We start from the raw sequence: 24,829 nt of genomic DNA, 5'->3' as shown, positions 1-24,829 counted from the left end.
TTTAGCTTTTCAAGAAGCCCTGCTCTTTCAAGTACGCGATCGCGACCTCCCGCTCGCTTTTCTTCTCAATGTCCACCTGATAATTAAGCGATATCATCGTATCTGCATCCAGATGACCGATTAAAGGCGCTATCGTATCCTCAATTTCAGGATGCTTCTTCAAAAGGTCCGAACGCAATACCGGACTTGCATCATAGGGAGGGAAGAATTGCTGGTCATCCTGAAGCGTCTGCAATTGGTAGGCTTTCAGCCGGGAATCCGTTGAATAGGCCAACACGATATCCACCTGCTCATTGGCTACCGCGCTGTAGACCAGGCTGATTTCCATGGGGAAGACCTGACCAAATTTGATGTCGTATGCTTTGGAGAATGCCGGATATCCATCCGTGCTTCTCTCCAGCCACGTCGTATCTACCCCAAGCTTCATGGAGGCCATGTCTTTTTTGACGTCGGAAATTTTGGTGTACCCGTTGGCTTCGGCAAGATCCTTTCTTACCGTGAACGCGTAGGTGTTCTCAAAACCCAGCGGTTTCATCCAGGTGAACCCGAAGTGTTCCTGGAATCCCTCCTGTGCCTCCTTCAAGACTTTATCGCGGTCTTTGGTGCCGCTGATCGGGAAATGGTTGTTGAAAATCTCACCGGTATATAGCGTCGCCATCTGAACGTCGTTTCGCTTCATCGCATTGATGACCAATGAACTTGATGCCAGATCCGGGATAACATCCACCTTCAGATCGGTTTGGTCTTCAATCAGCGCTTTATACATTTCGGCAATAATCTTGGTTTCGGTATAGGTTTGCGTCCCGATGGTAAGGTCGCTTTGAATTCCGCATGCGGAGGTAATAGCGGAAAGAGCCATCAAGCAGACTAACATCGGTATCCTTTTCAGCTTGTTCAGTTTTATCACGCCTTCCTTGTTCCGTCCGGCTCGCTGTTCACGGTTGAAGTTACTCATATCGCAGCGTCCCGGGTTTGATTCTGATGGTAGTGCTTGCTTAGCCAGCCCTCCAGCAGACCAAGCAGTCCGTCAGCTACAAGCGCCAACAGAATTGCACCGATGCCACCGATGAATATCATCTCGGGCTTATTGACCCCAAGTCCAGATACGATGAGCTGGCCTAAACCGCCAGCACCGATCAGGGAAGCCAGTGTTGCCCAGCTGATGATATACACGGTCGTAATGCGGACACCGGACATGATGTAAGGAAGCGATAGGGGAAGCTGAATTTTCAAAATCGTTTGTGCGGTGCTGTATCCCATCCCTCTGGCCGAATTGAGCACGCCTTTATCCACGGAGTGAAAACCGTCATAGGTATTCCGCAGAATAGGCATCAGGGAATACAGAAACAATGCGAGTATGGCCGGCTTCATGCCGATCCCGAGCAGCGGAATCAGAATTGCCAGGAGCGCTAGGCTCGGTACTGTCTGAAACAGATTCGCAACGAAGAAGACGATGCTGTTCAACCAGCCGACCCGGTTGTAGACCAGCAGGATTCCGATCGGTACGGCAATCACAGTCCCGAGCAGCACGGCAGAGAACGAGAGGACCAGATGCTCCTGCAAAGCCTTCAGAATATCCGGATAACGATCCGTGATGAAGCTCCAAAATGCATTCATATCACTCACCCTCTCCGTTCAGCACCGGAGGAACCATCGTTGGATAGACTTCGGCCAGATGTTTAACCACACTGCCTCTTGTGATTAATCCGAGGAACCGGTTATTGCTGTCTACGACAGGGAGGTTGCTGAGCTGGTGGCTGTCCATAATATCGATGGCCTGCGGAAGCGTGCTTCCCGAAGCAACGGAAAAACGGACCGGATGCATCACATCCGCGACGGTTTTGCCTTCTTCGCCGTATTGGTCGAGAACCCGGTAGATCGAAACCGCGCCTTGAAGCTGACGGTTACGGTCCACGATCAGCAGCGAATCGACCCGCTTCATTTCCATCATCTTGATGGCTTCAGCCAATCCCCGGCTCGGGAATGCCGTGACCGGATTCGTAATCATCACTTCATCCACAAGCGGAATTTCATATGCGCTTTCATTTTCATTTTGCAGACGTTTCGAACCGATAAAGTCACGCACAAAATCATTTGCTGGATGCCGTAATATGCTGTCCGGTCTACCCGTTTGAACCATTTCGCCATCTTTCATCAGAACGATGGTATCCGCGATTTTAATAGCTTCATCCATATCATGCGTTACAAAAATAATGGTCTTATTGAGCTCCTGCTGAAGCCGGATCAGCTCATCCTGAAGCTGCTCGCGGCTGATGGGATCCAGTGCGGAGAACGGCTCGTCCATCAGGATGATATCGGGTTCAGCCGCAAGCGCCCGCACGACGCCTACGCGCTGCTGTTGTCCGCCGCTTAGCTCGGATGGATAGCGAGTGCCATAAATGGTGTGATCCAGTCCAACCATGTCCAACAATTCATTTACTTTTTGATCTGTTTTGTCTTTATCCCACTTCTTCAGACGCGGAACCACGCCCGCGTTCCTGGAGATATTCATATGCGGAAATAAACCAACGCTTTGAATGACATAGCCGATATTGCGTCGCAGTTCAACCGGATTCAATCTGGAGATATCCTGACCGTCAATCAGAACTTTACCCGAGGATGGCGTGTTGAGCGCGTTGATCAGCTTCATGGTTGTTGATTTGCCGCAGCCGCTCGGACCGATGAGGACGGTAATTTCCCCTTTTTTGAATTCGAGATTAATGTCCTTCAGCGCGTGAAAGCCATTATCATAAACCTTGTTCACATGCTCCAGTACTATCATTCAATCGCCCCTTTGCAAGCAGTATCCATATTATGCGGAGCATTTGGCATATCATCCATCGGGGACCCAAAAAAGAGTTGAGGAAAAGTATATTGCTGAGTAGGGAAGGCGGCAGCCTCGTTATGTAGAAACAGAAATGAAGCTAAGCAAGTTAGCTCTAAAAGAAATCAAAATGGAATAGGATTAAGCGCATCATCAAGGGGTGGAGAAAACCAAGAGGAAACCCTGAGGGTATTAACAATTTAAGTCGGCAATCTTTGTTATGGCATAGACTTACATGCCCCAAATTCCACCTTTATATGCATATTAGCTTTCTAAGCGGTGTGCAATCCCTTATTACATCCATCCGAAGGAAGTATTCCAAGCCTTTTAGCCCCTATTCGTATATAAGGATCATTTGTGTCTTCGTCCATGAATCCTGATATACCTGTGAGAATCAAGCAGCTACGCCACTGCTTCTCTCAGCCCAAATGGATATATGCAAAATGCGTTTGCAGGCAACGAGTCCTTGTTGAGTAGGACCGTATAACTGCAACGGTGCAATAATATGTTTTATACATTTACCCACTTTGTCAAGGGATGAAACATGTATATCGAACGATTTTGAAGATTTGGTGCCTAGGGGCCAGAAGCGTCCTCGGAGGTAGGAGATATCCTGCCAATGACTGGGAGTATTTACGAAGAGCGCGAATACACGTAATATGGAGGTACTGATGAAGTGCGGAGATAAGATGTTAGCTGAAAAATCACCTGAAGCCGGAGAGGATGGAGACCATGAAATTAGAGATTTTAAAGGTGCCTTCGTTTTGGAAAACGGAAATGAGACAAAAATATTATCAACTTCAAGAGGACAATAGTAAGTTGGTTGTTCTGTTTCCTGGAAAAAACTATCCCTGTGATAAGCCCATTCTACATTTTGCTGGAACTTCCGCGATTCAAAGCGGTTATGACTTAATGGTACTTGAATATGGCTATCAAGCCGCGAGAACGGATTTGGATATTCATGATCTGCAAAAAGTAATAGAAGAGTGCCACGAATCGGTTCAACGAGTCATTAGCAAGTATAAACAAGTTGTCTTTATTAGTAAGAGCATAGGAACAATCGTTGCTGGAGAAGTTCATGAAAAACTTGAAATTCCAATAAAGCATCTATTTTTGACGCCAATTAAGGACACCATTCACTATATCAACAGGTTTAAGGGACTTGTGGTTTATGGTTCAAAGGATGAAGTGTTTAATCATGAACATGCCAACCGAATTAAACTAGACAAGGCCACAGAGGTCATCGAAATTCCTAATGCCAACCATTCTTTAGAGACCAATCATGCTCCGGAAAGTGTTGAGATTCTAAGCAAACTGGTAGGGATATATACGAATTTTCTAAATTAGAGTAAGTTCTGTATGAAAAACAAGACGAATTTGTCTAACACCAAATTCACGAATCGAGACATTCGTCCCTCGTCCGGCAGTGAAGCTATTATATTAGTTCTCGTGTTCGTGATAACAACGTTTTGTGAGATAGCTGAGTACAATACATTTGAAACGCTACTGTAAAAATAAACTAATAAAATCCTATAAAACCGTTATAAAATGAGTTATACTGAGGTAAGAATGAGTAAGGAGCCGTGCGGGAACACGACTCCAGCGTACAATAACTGCATAAAGAGCAGTCGGCCACACTAGTTAGGTCGAGAAATAGACCGTTACCTTAGCCAGGGCGGTCTATTTCTTTTTCATGTAGGTGAGCAATGCCAAAATGAACATGCCGAACATGAACATTAAGGAGATGGCATCTTTGACCTCCATGGGCATCACCTCCCTTCGGGGAGATTAGCCGACCGCCCTTATAGCCGATTATTGTACTAGAAAATTATAACATATAAAACCAGAACACATATCATTGAAATACTAATAACTGGAATACATAAGTTTGTAGATACAGAAACGTTTAGAGAAATGACCCAAACCAAGTAAGGAGAACAACATGCCTCAATTCCCCCTATTAGAAACAGAAAGATTGGTATTAAGACAAATTAAACCAGAGGATTCTAGAGACATCTTTCATTATTTCTCTATGGACACCGTTACGAAATTTTATGATGTGGAGAGTTTTATGCATATTGAACAAGCAGATGAACTGATTCGTAGATGGAATCACAGGTTTGAAAACAATCAGGCCATTCGTTGGGGAATCACTTTACGGTCGGAAAGCAGAGTCATTGGAACATGCGGATATCATGGTTGGATGAAACATCACTATAAAGCTGAGATTGGATATGAGCTGGCACCAGAATATTGGCGGCAAGGTTACATGACGGAGGCGATTCAGAAGATCATGGAGTTCGGATTTAACCATCTTGAATTAAACCGGATTGAAGCATTCGTAGAGCCAGAGAATACGGCATCAAGAAAGTTGCTGGAGAAGATGGGATTAAATGAAGAAGGGACATTGAAGCAGCATTTTTATTGGAGGAATCAATTTGTTGATACGGTCATCTATGCATTACTTAAAAGAGATTATCAAGCGCGTTAAGTAGTGGGAATAATGCAAGATAAGATAATATTTAAATACTCTTTTCCAAAAGCAATCCATAAATGATCTTTTCTCAACCGCAGGTTCACCAGCATGTACGGTGTTATTTGTTAACTCTAATCTAATATAACAATAGCACCGTTACTAACAGTCAATAACTGTTCTAACGGTGCTATTCATATTAATCCTTGTCACCATGAGTTTTTCGTAATGATACCTATATATATTTTGAAAGATATCTCTCTTTACACGCGAATATCAATACTAATATTCTGTTGTGCTTGATGGTTAAAATTCTTATTCTTGTCAGTATCCTGATTCTGCTCTATCGTATCCCCAGCGCCTACAGGTTGATCAGATACGGATACATCCTCCTGATTATCAACCTCTCCCGTGATGACTTTCTTATTGTCGTTCTGAATACCCTCTTTAGTGGCTTCGATCTTTTCACTTATTTTACGATCCAATTCAGTAATTTTCTTCTCAATGTTTAGGGCTTCTTCAGTTTTCGATTTATTAACTGTCAATTCTAGATTCTTTCTCATTTCCGATTTGCCTGGGTCTCCAGGTTCGTTCTCACCTCCAAGAAGTTCTCTACCCTTTCTTACTTCATGCCTAAGAGTGTCGGCTTCCACTTTCAGTGATCTACGCACGCTTGCCATTTTGGTCAATTGGTCATGTAGATTGCTAGCTTGTAAAAACTTTTCCATCGATATGCCTGATCCATCTTGCTTACCTGCATCCATTTCGATTTTTTTACTCGAATTCTCCTTTTCAGAAGAAGCACTGTTGTCATTTTTATTCTCCTCAGTCTTCTCCATTCTTTTCTGCATAATTTGAGATTCAAGTAATTGTAAATCCATGGTTAAAATTTTTATTCGTTCATCTTTTTGTTTAGAATCCAGTTTTTCATCTGATTTAACACTCGCGATTTTTTCATGAATAATTCCTTTTTGATTGGTTAACTGCTCAATCTCCCGGTCAATGGGTGACATAATATTCGCTCTAGTCTTTACAGGCTGTGTAGACTGTGATCTACTTGATAAGCTTGAAATCTGAGGCATTTAAACACTTCCCTTAGAATGAAATGGTAAATATTTCTTTGCAATTATTATCGGCTATTATTCATGTGAATATTAGCTGGGTTTGAGTGTGATTTAGAGAAGGGGTCAACAGCAGCTTATACAGAAACAGAATCTACTCTTTTTGGTTATCATGTATTCTAGATAGCGGAAGAGGATGGAATCTATGAGGTAATGCTCTAACCTCTTGTTCAAGGAACGTGCTGTTGGCATCGCTGGCAGGCGGTCTTTTTTTATTGAATGGAATTTGGCACTGCGGGACCGTTTTATAGTAAGCTGATATCAGTATGAATTTATAACTTGGGAACTGTGAGGACATGAAGATGACAAAGAAGCTGTATTATGAATCCGCTTATACCCGGGAGTGGGAGACACGAATCACGCGGAAGCTGGAACGGGAGGACGGTACCTACCTGGTACTGGAAGAGACGGCCTTTTATCCGCATGGCGGAGGACAACCCTGTGATCTCGGGTGGATCGATAAAATCCCGGTTCTTGATGTCGTTCAGGAGGACGGAGAGATACTGCATAAAATCGAACGTTTACCGGAGAGGGAAGAGGTAACCTGCCGGCTGGATTGGGACAGAAGGTTCGACCATATGCAGCATCATAGCGGTCAGCACCTGCTGTCGGCCATGTGTCTGCAGGTATGCGAGGCGGAGACGCTCAGCTTCCACCTGGGTCAGGATTATGCTACCATCGATATCGCCCGATCGGATCTGCCTCAGCATCAGCTGATGATGCTGGAGCTGGAAGTCAACGACCAGATTTACCTTAATCGACAGGTAACGAATTATGTTGTGAGCCGGGAGCAGGCGGCCGCCCTGCCGCTGGTGAAGCAGCCGAAGGTAACCGACGATATTCGGATCGTTGAAATCGAAGGTATCGAATATAACGCATGCGGCGGCACCCATGTCTCGGCAACCGGTGAGATCGGAATGATCAAGCTGCTGAGAGCAGAGAAACAGAAGGGACATATGCGTCTGTATTTTAAGTGTGGATATCGGGCATTGAAAGAATTTAATGCCGGAATGGAGATTCTCGGAAGCCTGTCAGCCAGGTTCAATACGGCAAAGGAAGAGATTCTGGACCGGATTGCCAAATGGGATCAGGAGCAGAAGCAGCTCCAAGCTGAACTAAACGCAGTGAAGGCCGAGAATGACGCTTACCTGGCCGGGAAGCTGTTGGCTGAGCGCCAAGGCAGACTGGTCAAACATGTTTTTGCGGACAAGCCGATGAAGGATATGCAGAACTTGGCAGCCAAGCTTACCGAACAAGCCGAGGTTATCGTGCTTTTCGCGTCCAACTCGGACCATAAGGTGGTTCTCGCCCAAGGAGGGGAGAGCGGACCTGCTTGCGGTGCTTTTTTCAAACAGCATCTGGCCGATTATCGAGGAAAAGGCGGGGGCAGCGATAAGATTGCCCAAGCTGGTTTTAGCACCGTGGAGGATGCCATGGCATTTTACCGGTTTACGGCGCAATCATTAGGTCAGCCAGAAGAGGAATAAGCGATCCGATTAGCAGAAACCGTTCCTCTACGAATAGAAGGCAACCTCGGGGCTCGGCTTTCATTGATGAAGGGCTGGGCCCCGGCCTGTTTCGAGTTCTCTTTATTTTAGTCAGTAAGCACAATATACTTAAGGACTTCTGTCTTTTGTCGAGTGCTTAGTGGATACCAATATCATGATCTGTATCTTATGTCGTCATCTTTTTTTGAGTCCGGGTTAAGAATACGATGCACGTGAGCAAAACAACGGCTAATGCGATCCACTGCGAAGTAGCGAGAGCACCGAACTGGCCTCGGATGATATCGCCTCTGAAAAATTCGATAATAAATCTCCCTAAACTATAAAGTATGAGATAAAGACCTGCTATTAGGCCGTTAGGTCTTTTTCTTCTAGCCATATAGATCAGCAAGAAAAAAATAGAAAAGCTGAATACGCTTTCTAATATTTGCGTAGGAATGAGTTTGACATCATTCGGGGCCAGCTCGGAATCGTGAAACGTAATTCCAAACCACCCCTCCGTTTCCTCACCATAACAGCAACCGGCGAGAAGGCAGCCGATTCTTCCAAAGCCTTGCGCTAATGCAAGGGAGGGCACAAAAAGGTCAAGGTATTTTAGAAAGTTTATCTTTTTCTTCTTACAATAGGCATAACCGACCCCAATCCCCCCGATAATTCCACCGTACACCACGAATCCTTCCGAAAAATTCAGAACCATCGAAGGATCCTGGATGATATGGTTCATTTGAGTGATCCAAAACAAAAGCTTAGCGCCGACCAATCCGCCTAATAAGCTCCAAAAAGTCAGAGAGGAAACATGGGATAGTTCTACTTGTCTAGAAGCTGCTCTATAAGCAACAACCTTGTAAGCGATAAGGATTCCGATTGCAATCATCAATCCATAGCCGTAAATGGTCAGAGGTCCGATATGAATGAGTTCATTGTGCATATGTTCATCTCCTATTTGATAAAATTCTTCCGTCTAAACGCGATTGTGATTGAACTACATATTGTAGTGTAATCATTCAAAAAAAAGGGATTATGAATCCCCGCCCAACATTAGGAGCAGCAAAATGGAACAGGATCTCAGAAAAGGCTTCAGCAGGGCTAACGGAACATTGACCCCTCGATCAGGCTCAAGAACCTGCATGACCCGATACTCCAATGTCGTATTCGCAAAATGCACGGCTGTCTCATACCGCTGAAGCTTACCGAGTTTCGCTAATTGTAATAAGACGCTGCCTAAATACAGCTCCGTACCCATCTGCCGGATGGCGTAGCGGTCAGCAAACAGCTCTTGCCACGTCTGATAGTAACGAAGAATCGGTTTAACGATCGGCAAATATCCAAAGGCGTCTGCCAGCATGGTCGAAAAAAACATTTTTAATCCATCGTAATTGCGACAGTGATATCGTTCATGCAGTAAAATGGCCTTTATTTCCTTGTCAGTAAACATCGCTAAAACGGTAGTGGATACGACAATTTTCGGTCGCAGAAGACCCATCGTCAGAGCCACAAAGGCATCGTCCTGTACCACGATGATTTCCGTGCCCCAGTCGCGGTATTTGTAGTTGAGCCGCTTGGTTAATTTGTCGTGCCTGTTGGCACGGAAGTGCCTTAACCATTTGTGCGATAAAACCAACTGCCGGGTACTTCGCCAAATGATCTGACCAAGGGTATACGCAATGACAATGTCGATTAAGGCGTAATTCAGTACGGGGCCTTGAACCACTCCGTTTCGAATCTGGTATGTAATGAGCATTCCCATATGTACCATGACAACAGCTACGAATGCGATCATCAGCGCGTAGGCACATCTTAGCCGTATGGTAGGATTCATTGCTTTTTCCCGCGTTTGATATCGTTTAATTTACGCTCCAGCTTTGCGATCACCTCGGGATCGACATCATCCAGCGCATCGATCATGTGGTTCACGACCAAGCTCCCATACTCTTGAATGAGTCCCTGCGACACTTCTTTCGTCTGTTCGGTGAGAAATTGCTCCCTTGACTGCAGCGGACTGAACTTGGCTGCCCGTGTCCTGCCGGTTCCCGTCATCGCCTTTGTCAGCAGGCCTTTATCCAGAAGACGATTCATGACGGTCATCACCGTATTGATGGAGATCGGGCTCTCTTGATTCAGGATCGACTGCACTTCCTTGATACTCAGTGCTTCCGAAGACCAGAGAATATCCATAATTCTTGACTCCAGTGGTCCAAAAAATCGATTCAGGCCCTCGCCCTCGATATTCATTTTCTTAATCTTCATTCCTATCTCACCTCATACTACACATCGTAGTATGGTTATGGACAAAAGTCAACTTCCCTTCGTTCCGCCTATCTGAGCGATCATAGCTTTTCCCTCTGTTCGTTCTGTAGTGTATCCTTCATTTGTCGGGCGCTGTACCGGTGACTGAAAACGTCCGTGACAAAAGGTTTTTTGCCGTGCAGTCGAGAATAGAAGAAATAGGAGAAGTTCAATGAGGTTTAATTTAAGGCAAAGGGCGATTACGAATGGTAGAATTTCCGATGATTGAAACCAATAGACTGTTCATGCGAGAATTAACACTTGATGATGCTGAATCCATATACAGGCACTTTTCTTACCCCGAAGTCACAAAATTTATGGATATCGAAGCATGTAAAGACATACATGAAGCAGTGGACATTATTATGTTTCATATCCAGGATTCGGGCTGCAGGTACGGGCTGTTCGGAAAAGACAAGAACGAACTCATTGGAACATGTGGGTTTCATTGTTGGATAAAGGACGAAGAAGAAACGAGAGCTGAGATCGGTTTTGATCTATCCCCGGATTACTGGGGGAAAGGATTCATGCAAGAGGCTTTGCATGAACTGATTCCGATTGGGTTTAATTTGATGAAACTTGATTGTATCGAAGCGACAACGGAAATTGAAAACATTCAATCACAAAGGTTATTAGAGAAGATGGGATTCACTAAAGAGCCTGATTTAAAGGATCGTTTGATGTATTTTACATTATATAAAAATCAAAAGTAGACGGATGATTCAGGAGGAGATAGAGTGACCGAAAGATTTCAGTTAAAAAACGTTGGAGTTGTGGATCCTTCAGATGAAAGCGGCATGTCTGGGTTTGGGTATCTTGCGTTGTTCCAATGTAATGTCGAATATCGTTTCAGCACGGAAGACATGAGTGTGAAGGAAGCGGAAATTTACATACAAGACGTGCTGAATCAGCTGCCGGCTGAAACCATACATGAAATATGCAAGAAAGCATGCGAGTGGAAAGACCTCAAAATGCCCAGCGATACGGCTGATTATCCTCCAGGGTTAGGTGAGGTGTCTGGAGCGGATATTTTGAAGTTTATGTCCGTAGGGCAAGTTGATCTTTATCGAAATCCTTATGATCGAAACGATCATACTTTCGGAGCCATCCTGGGTGGGGGAGCAGAGTGGGACTCTGAAAATGGCATGGAAATTGTGATACTGGGCAGTGAGGTTCTAGAGATGCGTGAGTATTTAGGTTATGGCGCAGACGCCATTTGGAGCGAAACCGACGAAAGTGAATAAGAAAGAGCGAGGCATCGGCAGCGATTTTTTAATCGTTTAGGATTCTGACATCCTATAACAAGGTGTCTGCACTGATGGAAAGCAAGCAGACGAAACAAAGAGCCGACCTTAGTTTGAGATAGACCTAAGGCTGGCTTTCGATAAAGGTTTATGAAGTTACCTGGAATCCCCAATAAACGACTTATTTTTCACAAGCGATTAAATCTTTATCTCGATCAAGTTTCTTATTCGCATTATACAGTTCTTTGGAAACATGAGGCTTGTGTTTGGTTTTACCACCTTTGTTTTTTGCAGAGGATGATTGGGCAACTCCGCCTTTATAATCCTTTCTTAGCTCTGTACAGTTTTTATAGGACTTCGCTTTTGCAGCTGCATTAACAGAAGTAACATTTAGAGCCAACAATAAAACAGAACAAACCTAAAAGTTTTCTTCATCATTTAAGTTTCCCATCTTAGAAATAATGAATATATGGTAACTGGAATTTATTACTTGTTCAACTGTTAATTTTAGAACTCTTTTTAATTTGGTGATAGAGGTGGAAAATGGGGGTGGTGTTTTGGTCAGGCAAGCGGTTTTTATAGATAGGGACGGAACTCTTGGAGGAACCGATCGGGTTGTTTTGCCCGGTGAATTTGAGCTTTATCCGAAGGTACAGGATTCGCTTCAATCTCTCAGAGCCGCTGGCATGCTTATTTGTTCGTTTACGAATCAACCTGGAATTGCTCGTGGCGAAGCAACGATGGGAGAATTCGAGTCGGAATTGTCAGCCTTTGGTTTTGACAAGATCTATCTTTGTGCGCATGAGCATGGAGCGGGTTGTGAATGTAGAAAGCCATCCGCAGGGATGCTGTTGAAAGCCGCAGAAGACAATCATCTGGACTTAGCCAAGTGTTATGTCATAGGGGACAGGTGGACGGATATGGTGGCTGCCAAAGAAGCCGGCTGCAAGAAAGCGTTAGTGATGACGGGGGCCGGAGCCAAGGAACTGGAAAAATATAATAACCACGAGTACTTCGGCAAATGGAAAGATGCGTATCCTGATTTTATCGCGACAGACTTGAATGAAGCCGTGACCTGGATATTAGAAGGGGGAGTAAATAAATGAATCCAGCTAAGCATTTTGTGTCTGCCGCTGCCATCGTAATCAATGAAAAGGACGAGATTTTGCTCATTAAAGGACCGCAGCGAGGATGGGAGATGCCTGGGGGCGTCGTGGAGATCGGAGAATCTCCCGAACAAGCTGCGATTAGGGAAACGAAGGAAGAATCAGGGATCGATATAGAAATCATGCAGTTTTGCGGCATCTTCCATAATGTGAAAGACAGTATATGCAATACATTGTTTCTGGCCAAGCCCGTTGGAGGAGTCCCGATTATAACCGAAGAGAGTTTGGAGACAGGTTTTTTTTCAGTCGAAGAAGCACTGCAGATGGTTAACTTTATGAACTTCCGGGAGCGAATTGAAATGTGTTTAAACCCGGCAGCACATCCGATCTATGTCGAGTTCTAGAATCGTGAGGGTTTTGGGAATGCTGTTTATTTTTACAAGAAAGGTTGTGTTAGGATGTTATATGATTTGCAAGGTGAAGGGAATATGTCAACGATCGTGGGCATGTTATATGGGGCTGTCAGAGAGAACAGTGAGCGGCTAAAGTCCATAACCGAGGGCATGTCGCAAGAGGAAGTTGATTATAAGGGACCTGGTGGCCATTATAATAGCGCCGCTCAATTAATAAAACATATCACGTACGTCGATCTGAATTGGGTTTATCGGATCAAAAGAGAGGTGCTCCCCCCGTCGTTAATGGACGAGTACGGCCCGATGATCGATGAACATAACAAGCTGCCAATGGTCAGAGGGATCTCTCTGGACACGCTCCTATCTAAATATGAAGTTGTATTCAATTTACTGAAAGATGCATGCTCGCAGTTAACGGATGCGGATCTGGATCGTATCGTCACATTTGGACACGAGAATGAAAAGCAAGCCACCCTTCGCTGGGGCTTGTGGCATATGGCCGACCATAACCGTTATCATCAGGCCCATATTAATCAGCTTAGAAAGTGGTATTCCGAGCAAAGGAGTGGAATGGAAAGTGAGTAGAAGGGAAGTTATTTTGTAATATGGCTTCCCCCTAAGAAAGGACATAAAACCATGATGACGCATAAAGAAATGATACATATCGTGCAGACCCAGCTGGCGATTGATCTGAATTGTACGGTGGATGACTTAAACGGGGAAAAGGACCACGTGATTTTTGTAGACGCCAGAGAGAATCCAGGGCGGAGACCGTATCCGAGAAATGAACGTTATTTCGAAATTTTGTCGATGGGCAAATCCATTGTGGTGTCGGCTACGCCGGAACGGCTGGCGATTGCCAAAACGTTTATGCAAGGGAAAGACAGGGATACGATTTTTTCGCTGCCGTTTATTAGAGGACTTTATTTGCATTTTCTCCCGGATCTAGAGAGAATCCAGCCGATGCCGCCACCGGCCGGTTTTTCGTATGAAGTGGTGGAGGAAAATGAGATTTCAAGGCTCATGGAGCTTGAGGGATTGGAGGATGCCATTGTAACCGACCCGGGGCGTCCGTATCAGACGGTATTGGCCGTAATCGCCAAGCACCATGGCAGGATTGTTGGCTTGGCAGGGGCTTGTAACGTGTGTGCCGCGATGTGGCAAATCGGAATCGAGGTACTCCCTGAATTTCGCCAAATGGGATTGGCGTCTTATCTTGTAAACCGATTAACGTTTGAGGTATTGCATCGCGGACGCGTGCCGACCTATGATGTGATCTCTAGTAATATCGCCTCCCAAAGAGTGGCTTACCGAGTGGGGTATTACCCCGCGTTCGTGACGGATTGGCGAGTTGATTTTAGGGATTTCGAGTCTAAATCTAAATAAGAAATATGAAATTGAACCAAAACGCTGAGCATAATTTTTTTATGAACTTAATAATATGAGAACGCTTGTACCCGTATCTGAATAAAGGTAAAATATAACTACAATTGAATCTTGGGTGGGCATGGTTTCCCTTCGAAAGGAGGTGAAGCCATGGAAGTGAAAGATGCATTAACGATCATGTTCCTCTTTGGAACGTTCATTATTGCTCTTTTAACATACATCAATAATAACAACAAGAGAAAATAAAAACCCACCCAAAGGTTAGAGCCAGAGGTGGGTTTTGTTCCTATGCGACTTAGAAGGGAATAAACCATCCAAGCCAATTGTACTGACCAAGTGTTCACAGCACTTGGTCTTTATTAAATATATACTAACATATTAGAAATGATGAATCAAAGCATGGAATAAATAAACGAATGTTGAGATAAATCCAACAAAGGGGGCGTATGCCAAATGAAGATTGTCGAACTCAATGGAATGAATTTAGTAGGAATAAGAGTAGTATGCCCTGGTGACCAGTATGTCCATGAGATTCCAAAGGCTTCTGTCTTACTTAAGGAAAGGCTGAATGAGATTTCTGAAGTTGTACAACCAGCAAGATTGATTGGGGCATTCTTCGTTGAAGATTTAACGGAAGAGGAGGATGGTTATTGGGTATGTGTTGAAGTGAATGAAATAACGGAGGTTCCAGAAGGGATGGTATCTGTAGTAATTCCGAAACAAAAATATGCAGTCCAGCGACATAAGGGACCTAATTATGAAATCAGAAATACATATGACGAGCTCCACAACAGGATTAAAGAAAATAAACATGAAAGATTGCTAAGATCCTGGCATCTGGAGATTTCAGATGAATGGGGACATGGGGATGTCAATCATATTGAAGTAGACTTGTATGACACCATTAAATAGATGCAGCAGCTAATTGCGCCTTCCATAACTTGCTGATATAATTTTGCGTATGAAATGGGATTGGGGGTTACGCCGATGGCAATGCTGAATTGCTCATTAGCTAGGAAGTCCTCATGCAAAGCCTGATTTGGGGCGATACTTTGCGTGGGGTGCGATAGGATGAATTCGATCGCCCAAACTTAACTTTATCGTTTCTAATAACAGGCTTTGCACCTTATTGAACTTAAATAAGAATAAGGGGCTGAAAGCTATGAGTACGACATTTATTAGAAACCACCAGTTTAACGTGATTAAAAAACAATCGGAATTCCTTCTGAAGACGTTGCGAACCGTTGCGGATCGACGCGTTCTGGAAACCGTCAGGTTCAGTTCTGTTGCCAACATCATGGATGCCTTTCCATCGTTGACCGAGGATCAGAAGCGGATGCTGGGCCAAGTCTCTACATTCGAGAAGGCCGAGGATTTCGAGCGATATCTGAACGACTTGGAACCTTACCTGGAGTCTTTTCCGACGATTACGCCAAAACAGATTCAGAAGTTATTTCCTAAAAATAAGAAATTGAAATTACCGGATCTGACCTCGATCGATTTTCGATACGTAACCTATTTGGGTTGGGTCGATATTGCCAGCAACAGGTTATTTATCGTATACCCGTTCGAAGAACGCTTCATCGGGATCGAGGGGAGAATCACGCCGACCAACAAGAAAGGGTATTGCCTCTTCTGCAATCGGCACCAAGAGCTCGCCTCGTTCTCGGTCAAGACCAAGCCGTCCGGTGCTTCGGCGGATAATCTGTCTGCCATAAGCCATTATGTTTGTCTGGATAGCCAAGGCTGCAATCACAGCATTACCGACACGGCAGCTCTGGAGAAGTTCATTCTCTCCGCCAGCAAATAACAAATTAGAAATAGGCTGCCCTAGAGGCAGCCTATTTAGGTTTCGTCCGCTTTGTTCACATACTCCACCGAGTAAATATGCGTCCTCGTTAGATCAATGACCTCTTTAATAAAATCCTCCTGCGATTCCCTGAAATCGTTTCGAATCCAGTTCAGAATCAACCCATGAAAGCCGTAGGCGGTGTACCGCTTGAAGTAGTCCATGTTCACCGGGATCTGGTTAATCGTTTCGAATATAAATCGTTCCTGATAGATTTTTACGATCGTTTGAGGGAATTCCGTATGCAATCCCGGCAAGGTATCCTCGTATTTGATCAGCTCAAAAAAATCGCGGTGTTCGTAAATGTAGGCCACGATATTAAAGGACGGGGCATTGAGGTTAGCTGTATACACTTTGTGTCCCGGTATGTAGGGCTTGCCCACCGATTCTTCCAAGCCCTGAAGCATGGAAGCCAGCAGATCGTCGGCTAATTCGATTTTGTCCTGGTAATGGACATAGAAGGTGCTGCGGTTATAAGCAGCCTTATCCACGATGTCTTTCACCGTTACAGCATGATAACCCTTCTCTTTTACAAGTTGAATAAAGGCGGATTTCAGATGTTCTTTCGTCCGATTTCTTCGTGCCGATGTCACGATTTGTTCATGATTCACGGAAAGAGCGCCCCCCCAAAAAGACAGTTTGGTTCCAAGTGTTGACTAGATCGACACTTCATCACAGGTTAATGATTGTTAAATGTGAACAGAATAGTACAATTGAATTGTAAGCAAAATAGTACTAAATTTAATATCTTAATTTAATTGTAATCAATATAGTACTATTTTAATCCATTATACGGGGGTATCCAAGATGGGAAAATTACAAAACAAGGTTGCTGTAATTACCGGTGGTGCATCCGGCATCGGTGCGGCGACCGCGCGTCTTTTCGTTGAAGAAGGAGCCAAAGTGGTGCTTGTCGATCTCAATGAGGACAAGGGCAAGGCGTTTGAAGCCGAATTGAAGGCGCTTCATCACGAGGCGTTGTTCGTTAAAGCGAATATTACCAGCGAGGAAGAAGTAGCCAATATCTTTAAGCAAGCGACCGAAGCTTTTGGCAAAGTGGATGTTGTATTTAACAACGCTGGCATCGGGCGCGTTCATTCTTCGCATGATCTAGAGTACTCCGAGTGGCGAAACACCGTAAACGTGGACTTGGACGGCGTATTCCTGGTCGCCCGGGAAGCTATCCGTGAAATGTTAAAAGCAGGCGGAGGCACGATCGTTAATACCGCATCCATGTACGGTTGGGTCGGCTCGCCCGGTTCCGCGGCTTATAACGCCGCTAAAGGAGGAGTCATTAACTTGACCCGTTCCCTGGCACTGGAGTATGCCGAGCACAATATTCGGATCAATGCGCTGTGCCCCGGCTTTATCGACACACCGATCATTCCGGAGGAGAGCAAGCAAGCGCTGGCAGCGGCCACTCCGATGAAGCGTTTGGGACAAGCCGATGAAATGGCAAAGGCTGTTCTGTTCATGGCTTCGGATGACTCCTCGTTCATGACGGGGAATACCTTGACGGTTGACGGTGGATATACAGCCCAATAATGGGTGAACTTAGACATACAGAGAATCATGACATCTTACTAGGAGGCATACACCATGAACAAATTTGATGGAAAAGTGATTGTGATTACTGGCGCAGCAGGCGGGATCGGAACGGCAGCCGCCAAAAAACTGGCGGAACAGGGGGCCAAGCTTGCGCTGGTCGATTTGAACCTAGAAGCCGTCCAACAAGTGATTTCCGATTTGGGTCTGGACGATTCCAGAGCAATTGCGCTGCAGGCCAATGTCGCCAAAGAAGAGGAAGTCAAAGCGTATGTGGATGCAACGGTCGAGAAGTTTGGTAAAATCGACGGCTTTTTCAATAATGCGGGGATCGAAGGGATCACTGCCAATGTAGAGGACTATCCGACCGAAACCTTTGAAATGGTCTTCAATGTCAACGTCAAGGGTGCTTTCCTTGGACTGAAATACGTGGTTCCTGTCATGAAAAAGCAAGGTTACGGCAGCATCGTGAATACCTCCTCCGGCGCAGGCCTTATCGGTTCGCCCGGATTTGTCGGATACAATAGCTCCAAGCATGCCGTGATCGGCATGACGAAGGTGGTTGCATTAGAAGCTGCTCCGTTCGGCGTGAGAGTGAATGCCGTAGCGCCTGGAGTAATCAATACCCGCATGATGCGCCAAATCGAGAAAAATACGGTGCCTGAGGATGCCGAAGGTGCAAGAAAAGCATTCGGCGCCGCCGTTCCGCTCGGACGATACGGGGAAGCGGAAGAGGTAGCCAACGTAGCTGTTTTCTTGCTGTCCGATGATGCGTCCTATGTAACGCAATCCATTTATACCGTGGATGGCGGCCAAATCAACCAATAAGTTTACAGCACCAGACAGCCAAGATTTTAATAAAAATAAACAAACGAACCTATAAAAACGTTATAAATTGAGTTATACTGAGGTAAGAATAAGTAAGGAGCCGTGCTGGAACACGACTCCTAAGCACAATAACTGCATAAAGAGCAGTCGGCCGCTAAGTGGTGGTCGAAATAGACCGTTACCTTAGGCAGGGCGGTCTGTTTCTTTTTCATGTAGGTAAGAAGCGCCAAAATGAACATACCGAACATGAACATTAAGGAAAGTGCGTCTTTGACCTCCATGGGCTTCACCTCCCTTCCGGGAGACTAGCCGACCGCCCTTTTAGCCGTATATTGTACTAGGGAAATTATAGCATAACGAAGAATAATAAAAACGAATAAATAATATCAGAGAGTAAGGCATAACAGAATAATCAGACAACAATAGACCTGGCCTAAGATAAGAGTTATCTAAGACCGGGTCACTTCGTAGACGAGGGAACGTTATGTGAAATGATCCCACTACAACTAAAGCGAAGGTGTGACTTTTTTGCAGAATGGAAGGATCCGAAAACTGTTGTGCACGGCAAATTGGAATTAGAAAGGGGGGATATGAAATGACGGAGATTAGCCAAGTCCATATGGAAGATCTGTGGTCGGTTCGAAGAGAACGCTTAGGCAATCGATGGTTAATCGGCATTCAGAATGAGCTTCCGCAATCCTAAGAGGACGAACAGCGCTTGTTTGCAACCCTTAGATCCAGAAGAGACGAAATACAGCATCAAACTGCCGATCCGAATACGTACATGGTAATCCATGATGACGGATCGAAGATGACGGTAGCCTTGATGGTAAGTCGTATCGGGGAGATCCCGGAGGGCATGGTATCCTTGAATCTTCCGGAAGAGGAATACGAGGTTTTCCGGTTCGAGGAGAAACATATTTGTTCATTCTGGCAGTATTTCTGCGAAACCGATCATCGGAGCAAATATGGCGTCAATGCTGCCAAGGCAAGATTTGAAACCTTTAACGACACCTTGCAGCCGAATGGCGTAACGGAAATTTATTATCCGAAGGAATAGGAAGGATGCCCGAACATGTATCATAGATGACAGAAGCCGTAAAGGGAGGAAGGAATATGCGAGCGACTGAAGATATCATGCAGGTATGGAGGAAGTTCAACGATTTTCCGATGGAAACCTTAACGAAAGCCTGGCACAGCTTAATAGACCCGGAATGCAAACAACGAACAACGGATGTCATGAAAGAGCATCGCGCATTATATGGAACGTCGGGCAATTGTTTTGATTTGGCGATTTGGTTAATCGATGAATTCAGACAGAACAAACGCCCCTGTTATGGAGTGCTGACGGAGCATTTGCATGTCGCCGTGGTCGCCGTCAACGAAGAGGGCAATAAATATTTCTGCGATCTTGGAGATCAATGGATTGAGCCCATTTTGTTGGAACCGGGTCATGAAGCGTATACGGAAGAATTTGTCGACGGTTTCTTTCCAGGTTCACGCATTAAACTGAACACCAGAGCGAATCGTCTCTTGATAACCTACGGAAGGCCAAACGGAAAGGAAAGCAGCCAAGCATTCGACTTGACGCCTGTATCCGATGAGGCATTGATCATCGCCGGGCAAAAAACGCAGCGCCTGTTCAGCGATCCGCTTGTAGAAAAGAGGATTTTTACGGATCAGGAGGTTCTCCATTGGGAATTCGATCATTACGAAAGCTACCTAAGTTCCAAGGAAGGCAGAATAGCAGAGCCTCAGCTGAAGGATATCGGGGAATGGGCAGAACGAATACATACGATGAGCGGGATCCATGAAGAAGTTGTCATAAGGGCATTGGAAGTCTACTCGAAGAAGTCTTCGCATCCTTAACGCTGGACTTTTAACACCTTAAGTCTGGGGAGAACGTTACATCCAAAAGGAAAAAACAGCTATTGCCGTGCGGCTCTAGGGGATTTTCCCTGGCTAGGGCTTGCCGGCAATAGTCCGTTTCGTTTTCCTTATGGATTTCAATTTCTGTGATAAGGCTGGCTTCAAAGGAAGCTTCATGATTAAATGTTTGTTTCCCTATGCCTTAACAGACCATCGCCAACCCGCTGACGGCTACCAAGACAATGCTGTTCCTCCGTTCAAATGCTACATGTCTCTTAAGCTACATCGGTTCGATCCACTTTGTTAAAAGCAAGATAGCCAAGGATCAGGCCAAGCAGGCAGAGAACAATCGGGATGGCGATGAATTGGAACAAGCTGGACGAGCTTCCCCCGTCGGACACCGATGCGTTAATCAAGAATCCAATAATGACAGCCGAAGTAATCGTGGAAGGCGCCGATTTCTTTCTCATGCCGAACGATAACGGAATGAGGCTGATGCCGGCCATCATAAAGGCGTTTAGCACCGTGGCCGGAACAGCGGCCATCATGGCAGCGACAGGAATAGGCGCGTCAAATAAACCGATCATCGGATTCAAGAGGTACGTTAACAGATGGATCAGGAACGTTGTTATGATGATGCTGAAAAAACAGAATCCAAACACAATCGATAACTTGGCTTGAATAATTTTTTTTCGCTGCAGCGGGTAAGTGAACAACACTTGGATCATGCTGCTCTTGTATTCGTCAATCACTAAACGGGACAGAATAACGCTTGAGAAAATGATATAGGTGATTCGAATCAAAACACCTGATAACGATATGAAATCTGCATAACTCATGGGCTCGTTTTCCCCTTTGGAACCCAGCGCCATCAGCGTAACGGCTGCGAAAATAGCCGCAATGCAAATGGCTAATCCCTTGAAATATCCGGACAGGTTATTCTTCTGCCATTCCAGCTGTATCAATTTAAGCATAGCGTTTGCCTCCATGAACGAGATTGATGAAATACGCCTCCAACGACCCGGCATGCTGTCCTCGGATGTCCTCCATTTTTACTTCCGTTAATAATTGCCCCTGATGAATAATGCCGATCGTATCGGCAACCGATTCGATTTCCGACACGATATGGCTCGATATGAGAATGGTGGTTCCGTAGTTCTTCTTGAATAGCAGTAAGAGCTCCCGAATATCCTTAATTCCGATCGGATCCAGTCCGTTGATCGGTTCATCCAGAATGAGGATGTCCGGTTTCGTCACAATGGCCCGTGCAATCCCTAATCGCTGCTTCATTCCTAGCGAGAATTCATGGATTTTCTTCTTTCCGACTCCGTGAAGGCCTACGATCTCCAGCGCTTCCTTAATCGCAGACTTATTGTGATATCCGACGTATCTGCAATGAAGATCCAAGTTGGCTTCGGCCGTAAGCCGGTCATAAAACACGGGATACTCAATGATGCTGCCGATTCTTTTCAAGAATTGAAAGGATGTGGGGAGAACCGGTTGATCGAATACTCGGATTTCACCGGAAGACGGTTTGACCAGGTTTAAGATCATTTTCATAATGGTGGTTTTCCCGGCACCGTTCGGACCCAAAAACCCGTAAATTTCCCCTCTTCGGACGTTCATATTGACGTTCGTAATGGTTTCTGTACCTTTGTATACCTTGCTTACTTGATGGATTTGAATCATGGTTTCCACTCTGATTTCCTCCCGCTCTCTGATTGATGTGCTACATTTAGCTTAAGGAACGAAAGTAAAAATAAAGTAAACGGAGCGGAAAAAACTCGTAACATTTGACATCGCGTAAACTCGTAAAGGATGAAATAAGGTAAGATAGAAATACATGTTCTGGATTAGTTTGAAACGAGGGAAGAATAGCAAATGGAATCTGCAACCATATTGGCCGTCGATGACGAGATTGGTATTTTGAAGTTATTGGAGATTACGCTCCGAAAAGAAAACTTTACGCATATTGACACGGTCTCATCCGGAAAAGGCGCACTGCAGCGCGTCAAAGAAAAATCATATGACATGATCCTGCTTGATATTATGCTCCCGGATCTAAGCGGCTTTGAACTCTGCACGGAGATCCGGAAACATACGAATGCGCCGATCATTTTCATCAGCGCGCGCTCTACCGACTTCGATAAGTTAACGGGGTTAGGCATCGGCGGGGACGATTATATAACAAAGCCCTTTAATCCATTGGAGGTCATTGCCCGAATCAAGGCGATTCTTCGTAGGCAAAAGATTATGGAGAACGAACTTCAACAAAACACGGCATACGATTACGGGTACCTCTCATTTCATCCGGAATCGGCAACGTTAATCGTGAAGGGCCAACCAGTAGATTGCACGGCCAAGGAGCTGGAGCTGCTGCATTTCTTCTTCAAGCATCCGAATCATATCTTCACGACGGCTCAGCTTTATGAGCTGGTATGGGGGAATGACGTGTTCGGGGAAGAAAAAACGGTCACGATCCATATCTCCAAGCTGCGCAAAAAGATAGGCGATGATACCCGCAAACCCGCAATCATCGTGAATTTAAGGGGAATCGGTTATAAATTCATCCCTTCGAACGAGGCACTGGCATGCGAATAAAAACTCGATTCACGATACATTTGGCGTTAGGGCTCATCCTGTGGCTTCTTGGAACGGGTATGCTGCTTGTTATTCTGCTTGAAGGCATTCTTCCCATGCTGGGTATTCATATCACTGTGGATAATGAAGGACTTATTGTAGGAGTGATCTTCGGAGCCAGCACGCTGTTATGCATAGCCCTGTTCGGATGGTATTTTGGCGGCCCGATCGGATTCATAATGACTTGGATTCAACAGCTTTCGAAAGATGATTACAAGCAACCGGCCGAGTTGTCCAAAATCGTTACCCGAAAAGGGAAACTGCGCATGCGGTACAGCCTCTATCAGGAGGTGCTCCAGCATCTTCAGTCCTTGGGCAGCGTCCTGCAAGCGAACGAGGCGGAAAGAACCCAAATCGAACAGGCCAAACAGGAATGGATCGCGGGGATATCCCATGATTTGAAAACACCTCTAACCTATATTAAGGGTTATTCGGCTCTCTTATTGAACGAACAGTACGAATGGTCGAAGGAAGAGGCGATCTCTTTCATCCGGGAAATGGACGATAAAGGGAAGCATATGGAGGAATTGATTCAGGATTTAAGCCTCGTTACGCAGCTCAACCGCGCGGATGGCGCGCTGCCGTTATTGAAGGCGAATCAGGATATCGTCGAGTTCACCAAAAGGGTGGTAGCCGATATCAGCAACAATCCGCAGGCAAGCAACTACCTTTTGCATTTTCAAACGGATTCGTCTGCCATGCACGTGGATTTTGATGCGAAATACATGCAGCGCATCCTGCAAAATATCATGATCAACTCGATCATTCATAATCCGGAGTTTACGGAGATTTTCGTTCGGATCACGGACGCAGGAGAGTTTGCCGCTATCCGCATTACGGACAATGGCATAGGCATGCCGGCCGATACGGTAGCCCATCTGTTCCAACAATATTATCGCGGGACCACGACGGATGCTGCCTCTGAGGGCACCGGACTGGGAATGGCGATCGTCTACAAGCTGATTCAAGCCCATGACGGCACCATCACAGTGGAGAGCAAGCCTTCGCAAGGGACAACGTTTACGATTCGATTGCCGAAAGAAGGAGGGAGATATGGATGAAGAAACTACCGACGATCCAATTAGAAAGGTTGATTTTACGGCCGTTCAGTTTAGAAGATGCAAGAGTTGTACAGGAACTGGCAGGCGATAAGTATATTGCAGAAACAACGCTATATATTCCGCACCCGTACGAAGATGGGATGGCAGAACAATGGATAGAGTCCCATTTTGCTAACTTCAATGAAGATCGATCCCTTGAGCTAGCTATTGTACATAAAGAAGAAAATTACGTAATTGGCGCAATCAGTATAGGCTGCAATCGAAATTTTGATCACGGTGAGCTTGGATATTGGATAGGGAGAAAATACAAGAATCATGGCTATTGTACGGAAGCGGCAAAAGGAATCGTACAATATGCGTTTGAAGAAATGCGATTAAACCGCATTTTTGCACGTCATCTGGGGAACAATCCTGCATCAGGCAAAGTCATGCAAAAGCTAGGAATGAAGCATGAAGGACTGTTAAGACAACATGTAAAAAAATGGGGTGAATATGAAGACCTTGCGCATTATGGTCTGTTGAGGGAAGAGTATGTATCAGAGAACAGCTAAGGACTCTGGTTAAAATCATAAACGGGATCGCGGGTACATCCGAAAAACAAACGATTTAACGGTGGTTTTTGTCTTTTACCATTCTATAACTCTGGTAGTATACTATATCATTCCCAGCTAAGGAGTGA

General features: G+C 45.1%; 32 protein-coding genes. 19 read left to right on the top strand and 13 right to left on the bottom strand.

Annotated elements, in window-relative coordinates:
- Position 1: 1 nt before the first annotated feature.
- The 3 genes from MHH82_RS22845 to MHH82_RS22835 are packed head-to-tail and all read right to left on the bottom strand — an operon-like array spanning position 2 to position 2,782.
- Positions 2-955 (bottom strand): glycine betaine ABC transporter substrate-binding protein, encoded by a 954-nt coding sequence (locus MHH82_RS22845; RefSeq protein ID WP_340967940.1) that lies wholly within the window; start codon positions 953-955, stop codon positions 2-4.
- Positions 952-1,617, bottom strand: coding sequence for an ABC transporter permease (locus MHH82_RS22840; protein WP_009589947.1), 666 nt, complete (start codon positions 1,615-1,617; stop codon positions 952-954). Before MHH82_RS22840 ends, MHH82_RS22845 begins: the two co-directional genes overlap by 4 nt.
- Before the next feature lies 1 nt (position 1,618).
- Complete coding sequence (locus tag MHH82_RS22835) at positions 1,619-2,782, bottom strand: ABC transporter ATP-binding protein (protein WP_340967939.1); 1,164 nt, start codon at positions 2,780-2,782, stop codon at positions 1,619-1,621.
- A gap of 774 nt (positions 2,783-3,556) precedes the next feature.
- On the opposite strand from MHH82_RS22835, the gene MHH82_RS22830 reads away from it, so the two are divergent.
- Positions 3,557-4,171 (top strand): alpha/beta hydrolase, encoded by a 615-nt coding sequence (locus MHH82_RS22830; protein ID WP_015736624.1) that lies wholly within the window; start codon positions 3,557-3,559, stop codon positions 4,169-4,171.
- Positions 4,172-4,504: 333 nt separating this feature from the next.
- Here MHH82_RS22830 and MHH82_RS22825 read toward each other — a convergent pair whose 3' ends face one another.
- The gene (locus MHH82_RS22825; protein WP_222125850.1) at positions 4,505-4,588 is read right to left on the bottom strand and encodes a putative holin-like toxin; all 84 of its coding nucleotides are present in this window, start codon (positions 4,586-4,588) and stop codon (positions 4,505-4,507) included.
- 178 nt (positions 4,589-4,766) lie between these two features.
- Between MHH82_RS22825 and MHH82_RS22820 the strand changes: the two genes are divergently transcribed.
- The gene (locus MHH82_RS22820; protein WP_340967937.1) at positions 4,767-5,315 is read left to right on the top strand and encodes a GNAT family N-acetyltransferase; all 549 of its coding nucleotides are present in this window, start codon (positions 4,767-4,769) and stop codon (positions 5,313-5,315) included.
- Between the two features lie 245 nt (positions 5,316-5,560).
- On the opposite strand, the gene MHH82_RS22815 is transcribed toward MHH82_RS22820, so the two are convergent.
- A complete protein-coding gene (locus MHH82_RS22815) occupies positions 5,561-6,379 on the bottom strand; it encodes a FlxA-like family protein (protein WP_145037301.1) in 819 nt (272 codons plus the stop codon).
- Between the two features lie 341 nt (positions 6,380-6,720).
- Here MHH82_RS22815 and MHH82_RS22810 point away from each other — a divergent pair, with 341 nt between their 5' ends.
- Positions 6,721-7,905, top strand: coding sequence for an alanyl-tRNA editing protein (locus tag MHH82_RS22810; RefSeq protein WP_340967936.1), 1,185 nt, complete (start codon positions 6,721-6,723; stop codon positions 7,903-7,905).
- Between the two features lie 187 nt (positions 7,906-8,092).
- Here MHH82_RS22810 and MHH82_RS22805 read toward each other — a convergent pair whose 3' ends face one another.
- From MHH82_RS22805 to MHH82_RS22795, 3 genes are all read right to left on the bottom strand, one after another.
- Complete coding sequence (locus MHH82_RS22805) at positions 8,093-8,851, bottom strand: prolipoprotein diacylglyceryl transferase (protein WP_340967935.1); 759 nt, start codon at positions 8,849-8,851, stop codon at positions 8,093-8,095.
- A gap of 90 nt (positions 8,852-8,941) precedes the next feature.
- Positions 8,942-9,742, bottom strand: coding sequence for a M56 family metallopeptidase (locus tag MHH82_RS22800; RefSeq protein ID WP_015736618.1), 801 nt, complete (start codon positions 9,740-9,742; stop codon positions 8,942-8,944).
- A complete protein-coding gene (locus MHH82_RS22795) occupies positions 9,739-10,170 on the bottom strand; it encodes a BlaI/MecI/CopY family transcriptional regulator (RefSeq protein ID WP_036664254.1) in 432 nt (143 codons plus the stop codon). The genes MHH82_RS22800 and MHH82_RS22795 overlap by 4 nt, the downstream gene beginning before the upstream one ends.
- A 245-nt stretch (positions 10,171-10,415) precedes the next feature.
- Here MHH82_RS22795 and MHH82_RS22790 point away from each other — a divergent pair, with 245 nt between their 5' ends.
- Positions 10,416-10,922, top strand: coding sequence for a GNAT family N-acetyltransferase (locus MHH82_RS22790; protein ID WP_340967934.1), 507 nt, complete (start codon positions 10,416-10,418; stop codon positions 10,920-10,922).
- 24 nt (positions 10,923-10,946) lie between these two features.
- Positions 10,947-11,453, top strand: a complete 507-nt coding sequence (locus tag MHH82_RS22785; protein ID WP_340967933.1) for a DUF6985 domain-containing protein — start codon at positions 10,947-10,949, stop codon at positions 11,451-11,453.
- Between the two features lie 181 nt (positions 11,454-11,634).
- On the opposite strand, the gene MHH82_RS22780 is transcribed toward MHH82_RS22785, so the two are convergent.
- Complete coding sequence (locus tag MHH82_RS22780; RefSeq protein ID WP_340967932.1) at positions 11,635-11,856, bottom strand: excalibur calcium-binding domain-containing protein; 222 nt, start codon at positions 11,854-11,856, stop codon at positions 11,635-11,637.
- A gap of 133 nt (positions 11,857-11,989) precedes the next feature.
- Between MHH82_RS22780 and MHH82_RS22775 the strand changes: the two genes are divergently transcribed.
- From MHH82_RS22775 to MHH82_RS22745, 7 genes are all read left to right on the top strand, one after another.
- Positions 11,990-12,559: an HAD-IIIA family hydrolase gene (locus MHH82_RS22775; protein WP_340967931.1), complete on the top strand. Its 570-nt coding sequence runs from the start codon at positions 11,990-11,992 to the stop codon at positions 12,557-12,559.
- A complete protein-coding gene (locus MHH82_RS22770; protein WP_213579339.1) occupies positions 12,556-12,963 on the top strand; it encodes an NUDIX hydrolase in 408 nt (135 codons plus the stop codon). Before MHH82_RS22775 ends, MHH82_RS22770 begins: the two co-directional genes overlap by 4 nt.
- A gap of 54 nt (positions 12,964-13,017) precedes the next feature.
- Complete coding sequence (locus MHH82_RS22765) at positions 13,018-13,557, top strand: DinB family protein (protein WP_251497595.1); 540 nt, start codon at positions 13,018-13,020, stop codon at positions 13,555-13,557.
- Between the two features lie 51 nt (positions 13,558-13,608).
- Positions 13,609-14,358, top strand: a complete 750-nt coding sequence (locus MHH82_RS22760; protein ID WP_015736611.1) for a GNAT family N-acetyltransferase — start codon at positions 13,609-13,611, stop codon at positions 14,356-14,358.
- 150 nt (positions 14,359-14,508) lie between these two features.
- Positions 14,509-14,604 (top strand): competence inhibitor ComI, encoded by a 96-nt coding sequence (comI, locus tag MHH82_RS22755; protein ID WP_015736610.1) that lies wholly within the window; start codon positions 14,509-14,511, stop codon positions 14,602-14,604.
- A 207-nt stretch (positions 14,605-14,811) separates the two neighbouring features.
- Positions 14,812-15,270 (top strand): GyrI-like domain-containing protein, encoded by a 459-nt coding sequence (locus MHH82_RS22750; RefSeq protein ID WP_340967929.1) that lies wholly within the window; start codon positions 14,812-14,814, stop codon positions 15,268-15,270.
- A gap of 250 nt (positions 15,271-15,520) precedes the next feature.
- Positions 15,521-16,168: a FusB/FusC family EF-G-binding protein gene (locus MHH82_RS22745; RefSeq protein ID WP_340967928.1), complete on the top strand. Its 648-nt coding sequence runs from the start codon at positions 15,521-15,523 to the stop codon at positions 16,166-16,168.
- Between the two features lie 35 nt (positions 16,169-16,203).
- Here MHH82_RS22745 and MHH82_RS22740 read toward each other — a convergent pair whose 3' ends face one another.
- Positions 16,204-16,818, bottom strand: coding sequence for a TetR/AcrR family transcriptional regulator (locus tag MHH82_RS22740; protein WP_015736607.1), 615 nt, complete (start codon positions 16,816-16,818; stop codon positions 16,204-16,206).
- 196 nt (positions 16,819-17,014) lie between these two features.
- Here MHH82_RS22740 and MHH82_RS22735 point away from each other — a divergent pair, with 196 nt between their 5' ends.
- Positions 17,015-17,752 carry an SDR family NAD(P)-dependent oxidoreductase gene (locus tag MHH82_RS22735; RefSeq protein WP_036664246.1) on the top strand — a complete coding sequence of 246 codons (738 nt, stop codon included), beginning with the start codon at positions 17,015-17,017 and terminating at the stop codon, positions 17,750-17,752.
- Positions 17,753-17,806: 54 nt separating this feature from the next.
- Positions 17,807-18,580: an SDR family NAD(P)-dependent oxidoreductase gene (locus MHH82_RS22730; RefSeq protein WP_036664244.1), complete on the top strand. Its 774-nt coding sequence runs from the start codon at positions 17,807-17,809 to the stop codon at positions 18,578-18,580.
- 119 nt (positions 18,581-18,699) lie between these two features.
- Here MHH82_RS22730 and MHH82_RS22725 read toward each other — a convergent pair whose 3' ends face one another.
- On the bottom strand, positions 18,700-18,861 hold the full coding sequence (locus MHH82_RS22725) for a putative holin-like toxin (RefSeq protein ID WP_340967927.1): 162 nt from the start codon (positions 18,859-18,861) through the stop codon (positions 18,700-18,702).
- Positions 18,862-19,298: 437 nt separating this feature from the next.
- Between MHH82_RS22725 and MHH82_RS22720 the strand changes: the two genes are divergently transcribed.
- Entirely contained in the window at positions 19,299-19,640 is a 342-nt protein-coding gene (locus MHH82_RS22720; protein WP_340967926.1) for a GyrI-like domain-containing protein, read from the top strand.
- A gap of 56 nt (positions 19,641-19,696) precedes the next feature.
- The gene (locus MHH82_RS22715) at positions 19,697-20,449 is read left to right on the top strand and encodes a hypothetical protein (protein ID WP_015736603.1); all 753 of its coding nucleotides are present in this window, start codon (positions 19,697-19,699) and stop codon (positions 20,447-20,449) included.
- A gap of 275 nt (positions 20,450-20,724) precedes the next feature.
- On the opposite strand, the gene MHH82_RS22710 is transcribed toward MHH82_RS22715, so the two are convergent.
- Together MHH82_RS22710 and MHH82_RS22705 are read right to left on the bottom strand one after the other, a co-directional pair.
- The gene (locus MHH82_RS22710; RefSeq protein ID WP_015736602.1) at positions 20,725-21,423 is read right to left on the bottom strand and encodes an ABC transporter permease; all 699 of its coding nucleotides are present in this window, start codon (positions 21,421-21,423) and stop codon (positions 20,725-20,727) included.
- Positions 21,416-22,138 (bottom strand): ABC transporter ATP-binding protein, encoded by a 723-nt coding sequence (locus MHH82_RS22705; RefSeq protein ID WP_251498893.1) that lies wholly within the window; start codon positions 22,136-22,138, stop codon positions 21,416-21,418. Before MHH82_RS22705 ends, MHH82_RS22710 begins: the two co-directional genes overlap by 8 nt.
- A gap of 192 nt (positions 22,139-22,330) precedes the next feature.
- Here MHH82_RS22705 and MHH82_RS22700 point away from each other — a divergent pair, with 192 nt between their 5' ends.
- From MHH82_RS22700 to MHH82_RS22690, 3 genes are read left to right on the top strand one after another with little or no spacing between them, the layout of a single operon-like run.
- A complete protein-coding gene (locus MHH82_RS22700; RefSeq protein WP_340967925.1) occupies positions 22,331-23,050 on the top strand; it encodes a response regulator transcription factor in 720 nt (239 codons plus the stop codon).
- Positions 23,041-24,150 (top strand): sensor histidine kinase, encoded by a 1,110-nt coding sequence (locus tag MHH82_RS22695; RefSeq protein WP_015736599.1) that lies wholly within the window; start codon positions 23,041-23,043, stop codon positions 24,148-24,150. The genes MHH82_RS22700 and MHH82_RS22695 overlap by 10 nt, the downstream gene beginning before the upstream one ends.
- A complete protein-coding gene (locus MHH82_RS22690) occupies positions 24,147-24,701 on the top strand; it encodes a GNAT family N-acetyltransferase (RefSeq protein ID WP_036664232.1) in 555 nt (184 codons plus the stop codon). The genes MHH82_RS22695 and MHH82_RS22690 overlap by 4 nt, the downstream gene beginning before the upstream one ends.
- Positions 24,702-24,829 lie beyond the last annotated feature (128 nt).

The sequence above is a fragment of the Bacillus sp. FSL K6-6540 genome, assembly GCF_038007545.1.
This window is presented reverse-complemented; position numbering and strand designations above follow the sequence as displayed.

What these genes read in the sequence shown, in the direction of transcription:
- MHH82_RS22845 (WP_340967940.1), bottom strand. Translation starts at nt 955, where the DNA reads ATGAGTAACTTCAACCGTGAACAGCGAGCCGGACGGAACAAGGAAGGC.
- MHH82_RS22840 (WP_009589947.1), bottom strand. Translation starts at nt 1,617, where the DNA reads ATGAATGCATTTTGGAGCTTCATCACGGATCGTTATCCGGATATTCTG.
- MHH82_RS22835 (WP_340967939.1), bottom strand. Translation starts at nt 2,782, where the DNA reads ATGATAGTACTGGAGCATGTGAACAAGGTTTATGATAATGGCTTTCAC.
- MHH82_RS22830 (WP_015736624.1), top strand. Translation starts at nt 3,557, where the DNA reads ATGAAATTAGAGATTTTAAAGGTGCCTTCGTTTTGGAAAACGGAAATG.
- MHH82_RS22825 (WP_222125850.1), bottom strand. Translation starts at nt 4,588, where the DNA reads ATGGAGGTCAAAGATGCCATCTCCTTAATGTTCATGTTCGGCATGTTC.
- MHH82_RS22820 (WP_340967937.1), top strand. Translation starts at nt 4,767, where the DNA reads ATGCCTCAATTCCCCCTATTAGAAACAGAAAGATTGGTATTAAGACAA.
- MHH82_RS22815 (WP_145037301.1), bottom strand. Translation starts at nt 6,379, where the DNA reads ATGCCTCAGATTTCAAGCTTATCAAGTAGATCACAGTCTACACAGCCT.
- MHH82_RS22810 (WP_340967936.1), top strand. Translation starts at nt 6,721, where the DNA reads ATGACAAAGAAGCTGTATTATGAATCCGCTTATACCCGGGAGTGGGAG.
- MHH82_RS22805 (WP_340967935.1), bottom strand. Translation starts at nt 8,851, where the DNA reads ATGCACAATGAACTCATTCATATCGGACCTCTGACCATTTACGGCTAT.
- MHH82_RS22800 (WP_015736618.1), bottom strand. Translation starts at nt 9,742, where the DNA reads ATGAATCCTACCATACGGCTAAGATGTGCCTACGCGCTGATGATCGCA.
- MHH82_RS22795 (WP_036664254.1), bottom strand. Translation starts at nt 10,170, where the DNA reads ATGAAGATTAAGAAAATGAATATCGAGGGCGAGGGCCTGAATCGATTT.
- MHH82_RS22790 (WP_340967934.1), top strand. Translation starts at nt 10,416, where the DNA reads ATGGTAGAATTTCCGATGATTGAAACCAATAGACTGTTCATGCGAGAA.
- MHH82_RS22770 (WP_213579339.1), top strand. Translation starts at nt 12,556, where the DNA reads ATGAATCCAGCTAAGCATTTTGTGTCTGCCGCTGCCATCGTAATCAAT.
- MHH82_RS22765 (WP_251497595.1), top strand. Translation starts at nt 13,018, where the DNA reads ATGTTATATGATTTGCAAGGTGAAGGGAATATGTCAACGATCGTGGGC.
- MHH82_RS22760 (WP_015736611.1), top strand. Translation starts at nt 13,609, where the DNA reads ATGATGACGCATAAAGAAATGATACATATCGTGCAGACCCAGCTGGCG.
- comI (WP_015736610.1), top strand. Translation starts at nt 14,509, where the DNA reads ATGGAAGTGAAAGATGCATTAACGATCATGTTCCTCTTTGGAACGTTC.
- MHH82_RS22750 (WP_340967929.1), top strand. Translation starts at nt 14,812, where the DNA reads ATGAAGATTGTCGAACTCAATGGAATGAATTTAGTAGGAATAAGAGTA.
- MHH82_RS22745 (WP_340967928.1), top strand. Translation starts at nt 15,521, where the DNA reads ATGAGTACGACATTTATTAGAAACCACCAGTTTAACGTGATTAAAAAA.
- MHH82_RS22735 (WP_036664246.1), top strand. Translation starts at nt 17,015, where the DNA reads ATGGGAAAATTACAAAACAAGGTTGCTGTAATTACCGGTGGTGCATCC.
- MHH82_RS22730 (WP_036664244.1), top strand. Translation starts at nt 17,807, where the DNA reads ATGAACAAATTTGATGGAAAAGTGATTGTGATTACTGGCGCAGCAGGC.
- MHH82_RS22725 (WP_340967927.1), bottom strand. Translation starts at nt 18,861, where the DNA reads ATGGAGGTCAAAGACGCACTTTCCTTAATGTTCATGTTCGGTATGTTC.
- MHH82_RS22715 (WP_015736603.1), top strand. Translation starts at nt 19,697, where the DNA reads ATGCGAGCGACTGAAGATATCATGCAGGTATGGAGGAAGTTCAACGAT.
- MHH82_RS22710 (WP_015736602.1), bottom strand. Translation starts at nt 21,423, where the DNA reads ATGCTTAAATTGATACAGCTGGAATGGCAGAAGAATAACCTGTCCGGA.
- MHH82_RS22705 (WP_251498893.1), bottom strand. Translation starts at nt 22,138, where the DNA reads ATGATTCAAATCCATCAAGTAAGCAAGGTATACAAAGGTACAGAAACC.
- MHH82_RS22700 (WP_340967925.1), top strand. Translation starts at nt 22,331, where the DNA reads ATGGAATCTGCAACCATATTGGCCGTCGATGACGAGATTGGTATTTTG.
- MHH82_RS22695 (WP_015736599.1), top strand. Translation starts at nt 23,041, where the DNA reads ATGCGAATAAAAACTCGATTCACGATACATTTGGCGTTAGGGCTCATC.
- MHH82_RS22690 (WP_036664232.1), top strand. Translation starts at nt 24,147, where the DNA reads ATGAAGAAACTACCGACGATCCAATTAGAAAGGTTGATTTTACGGCCG.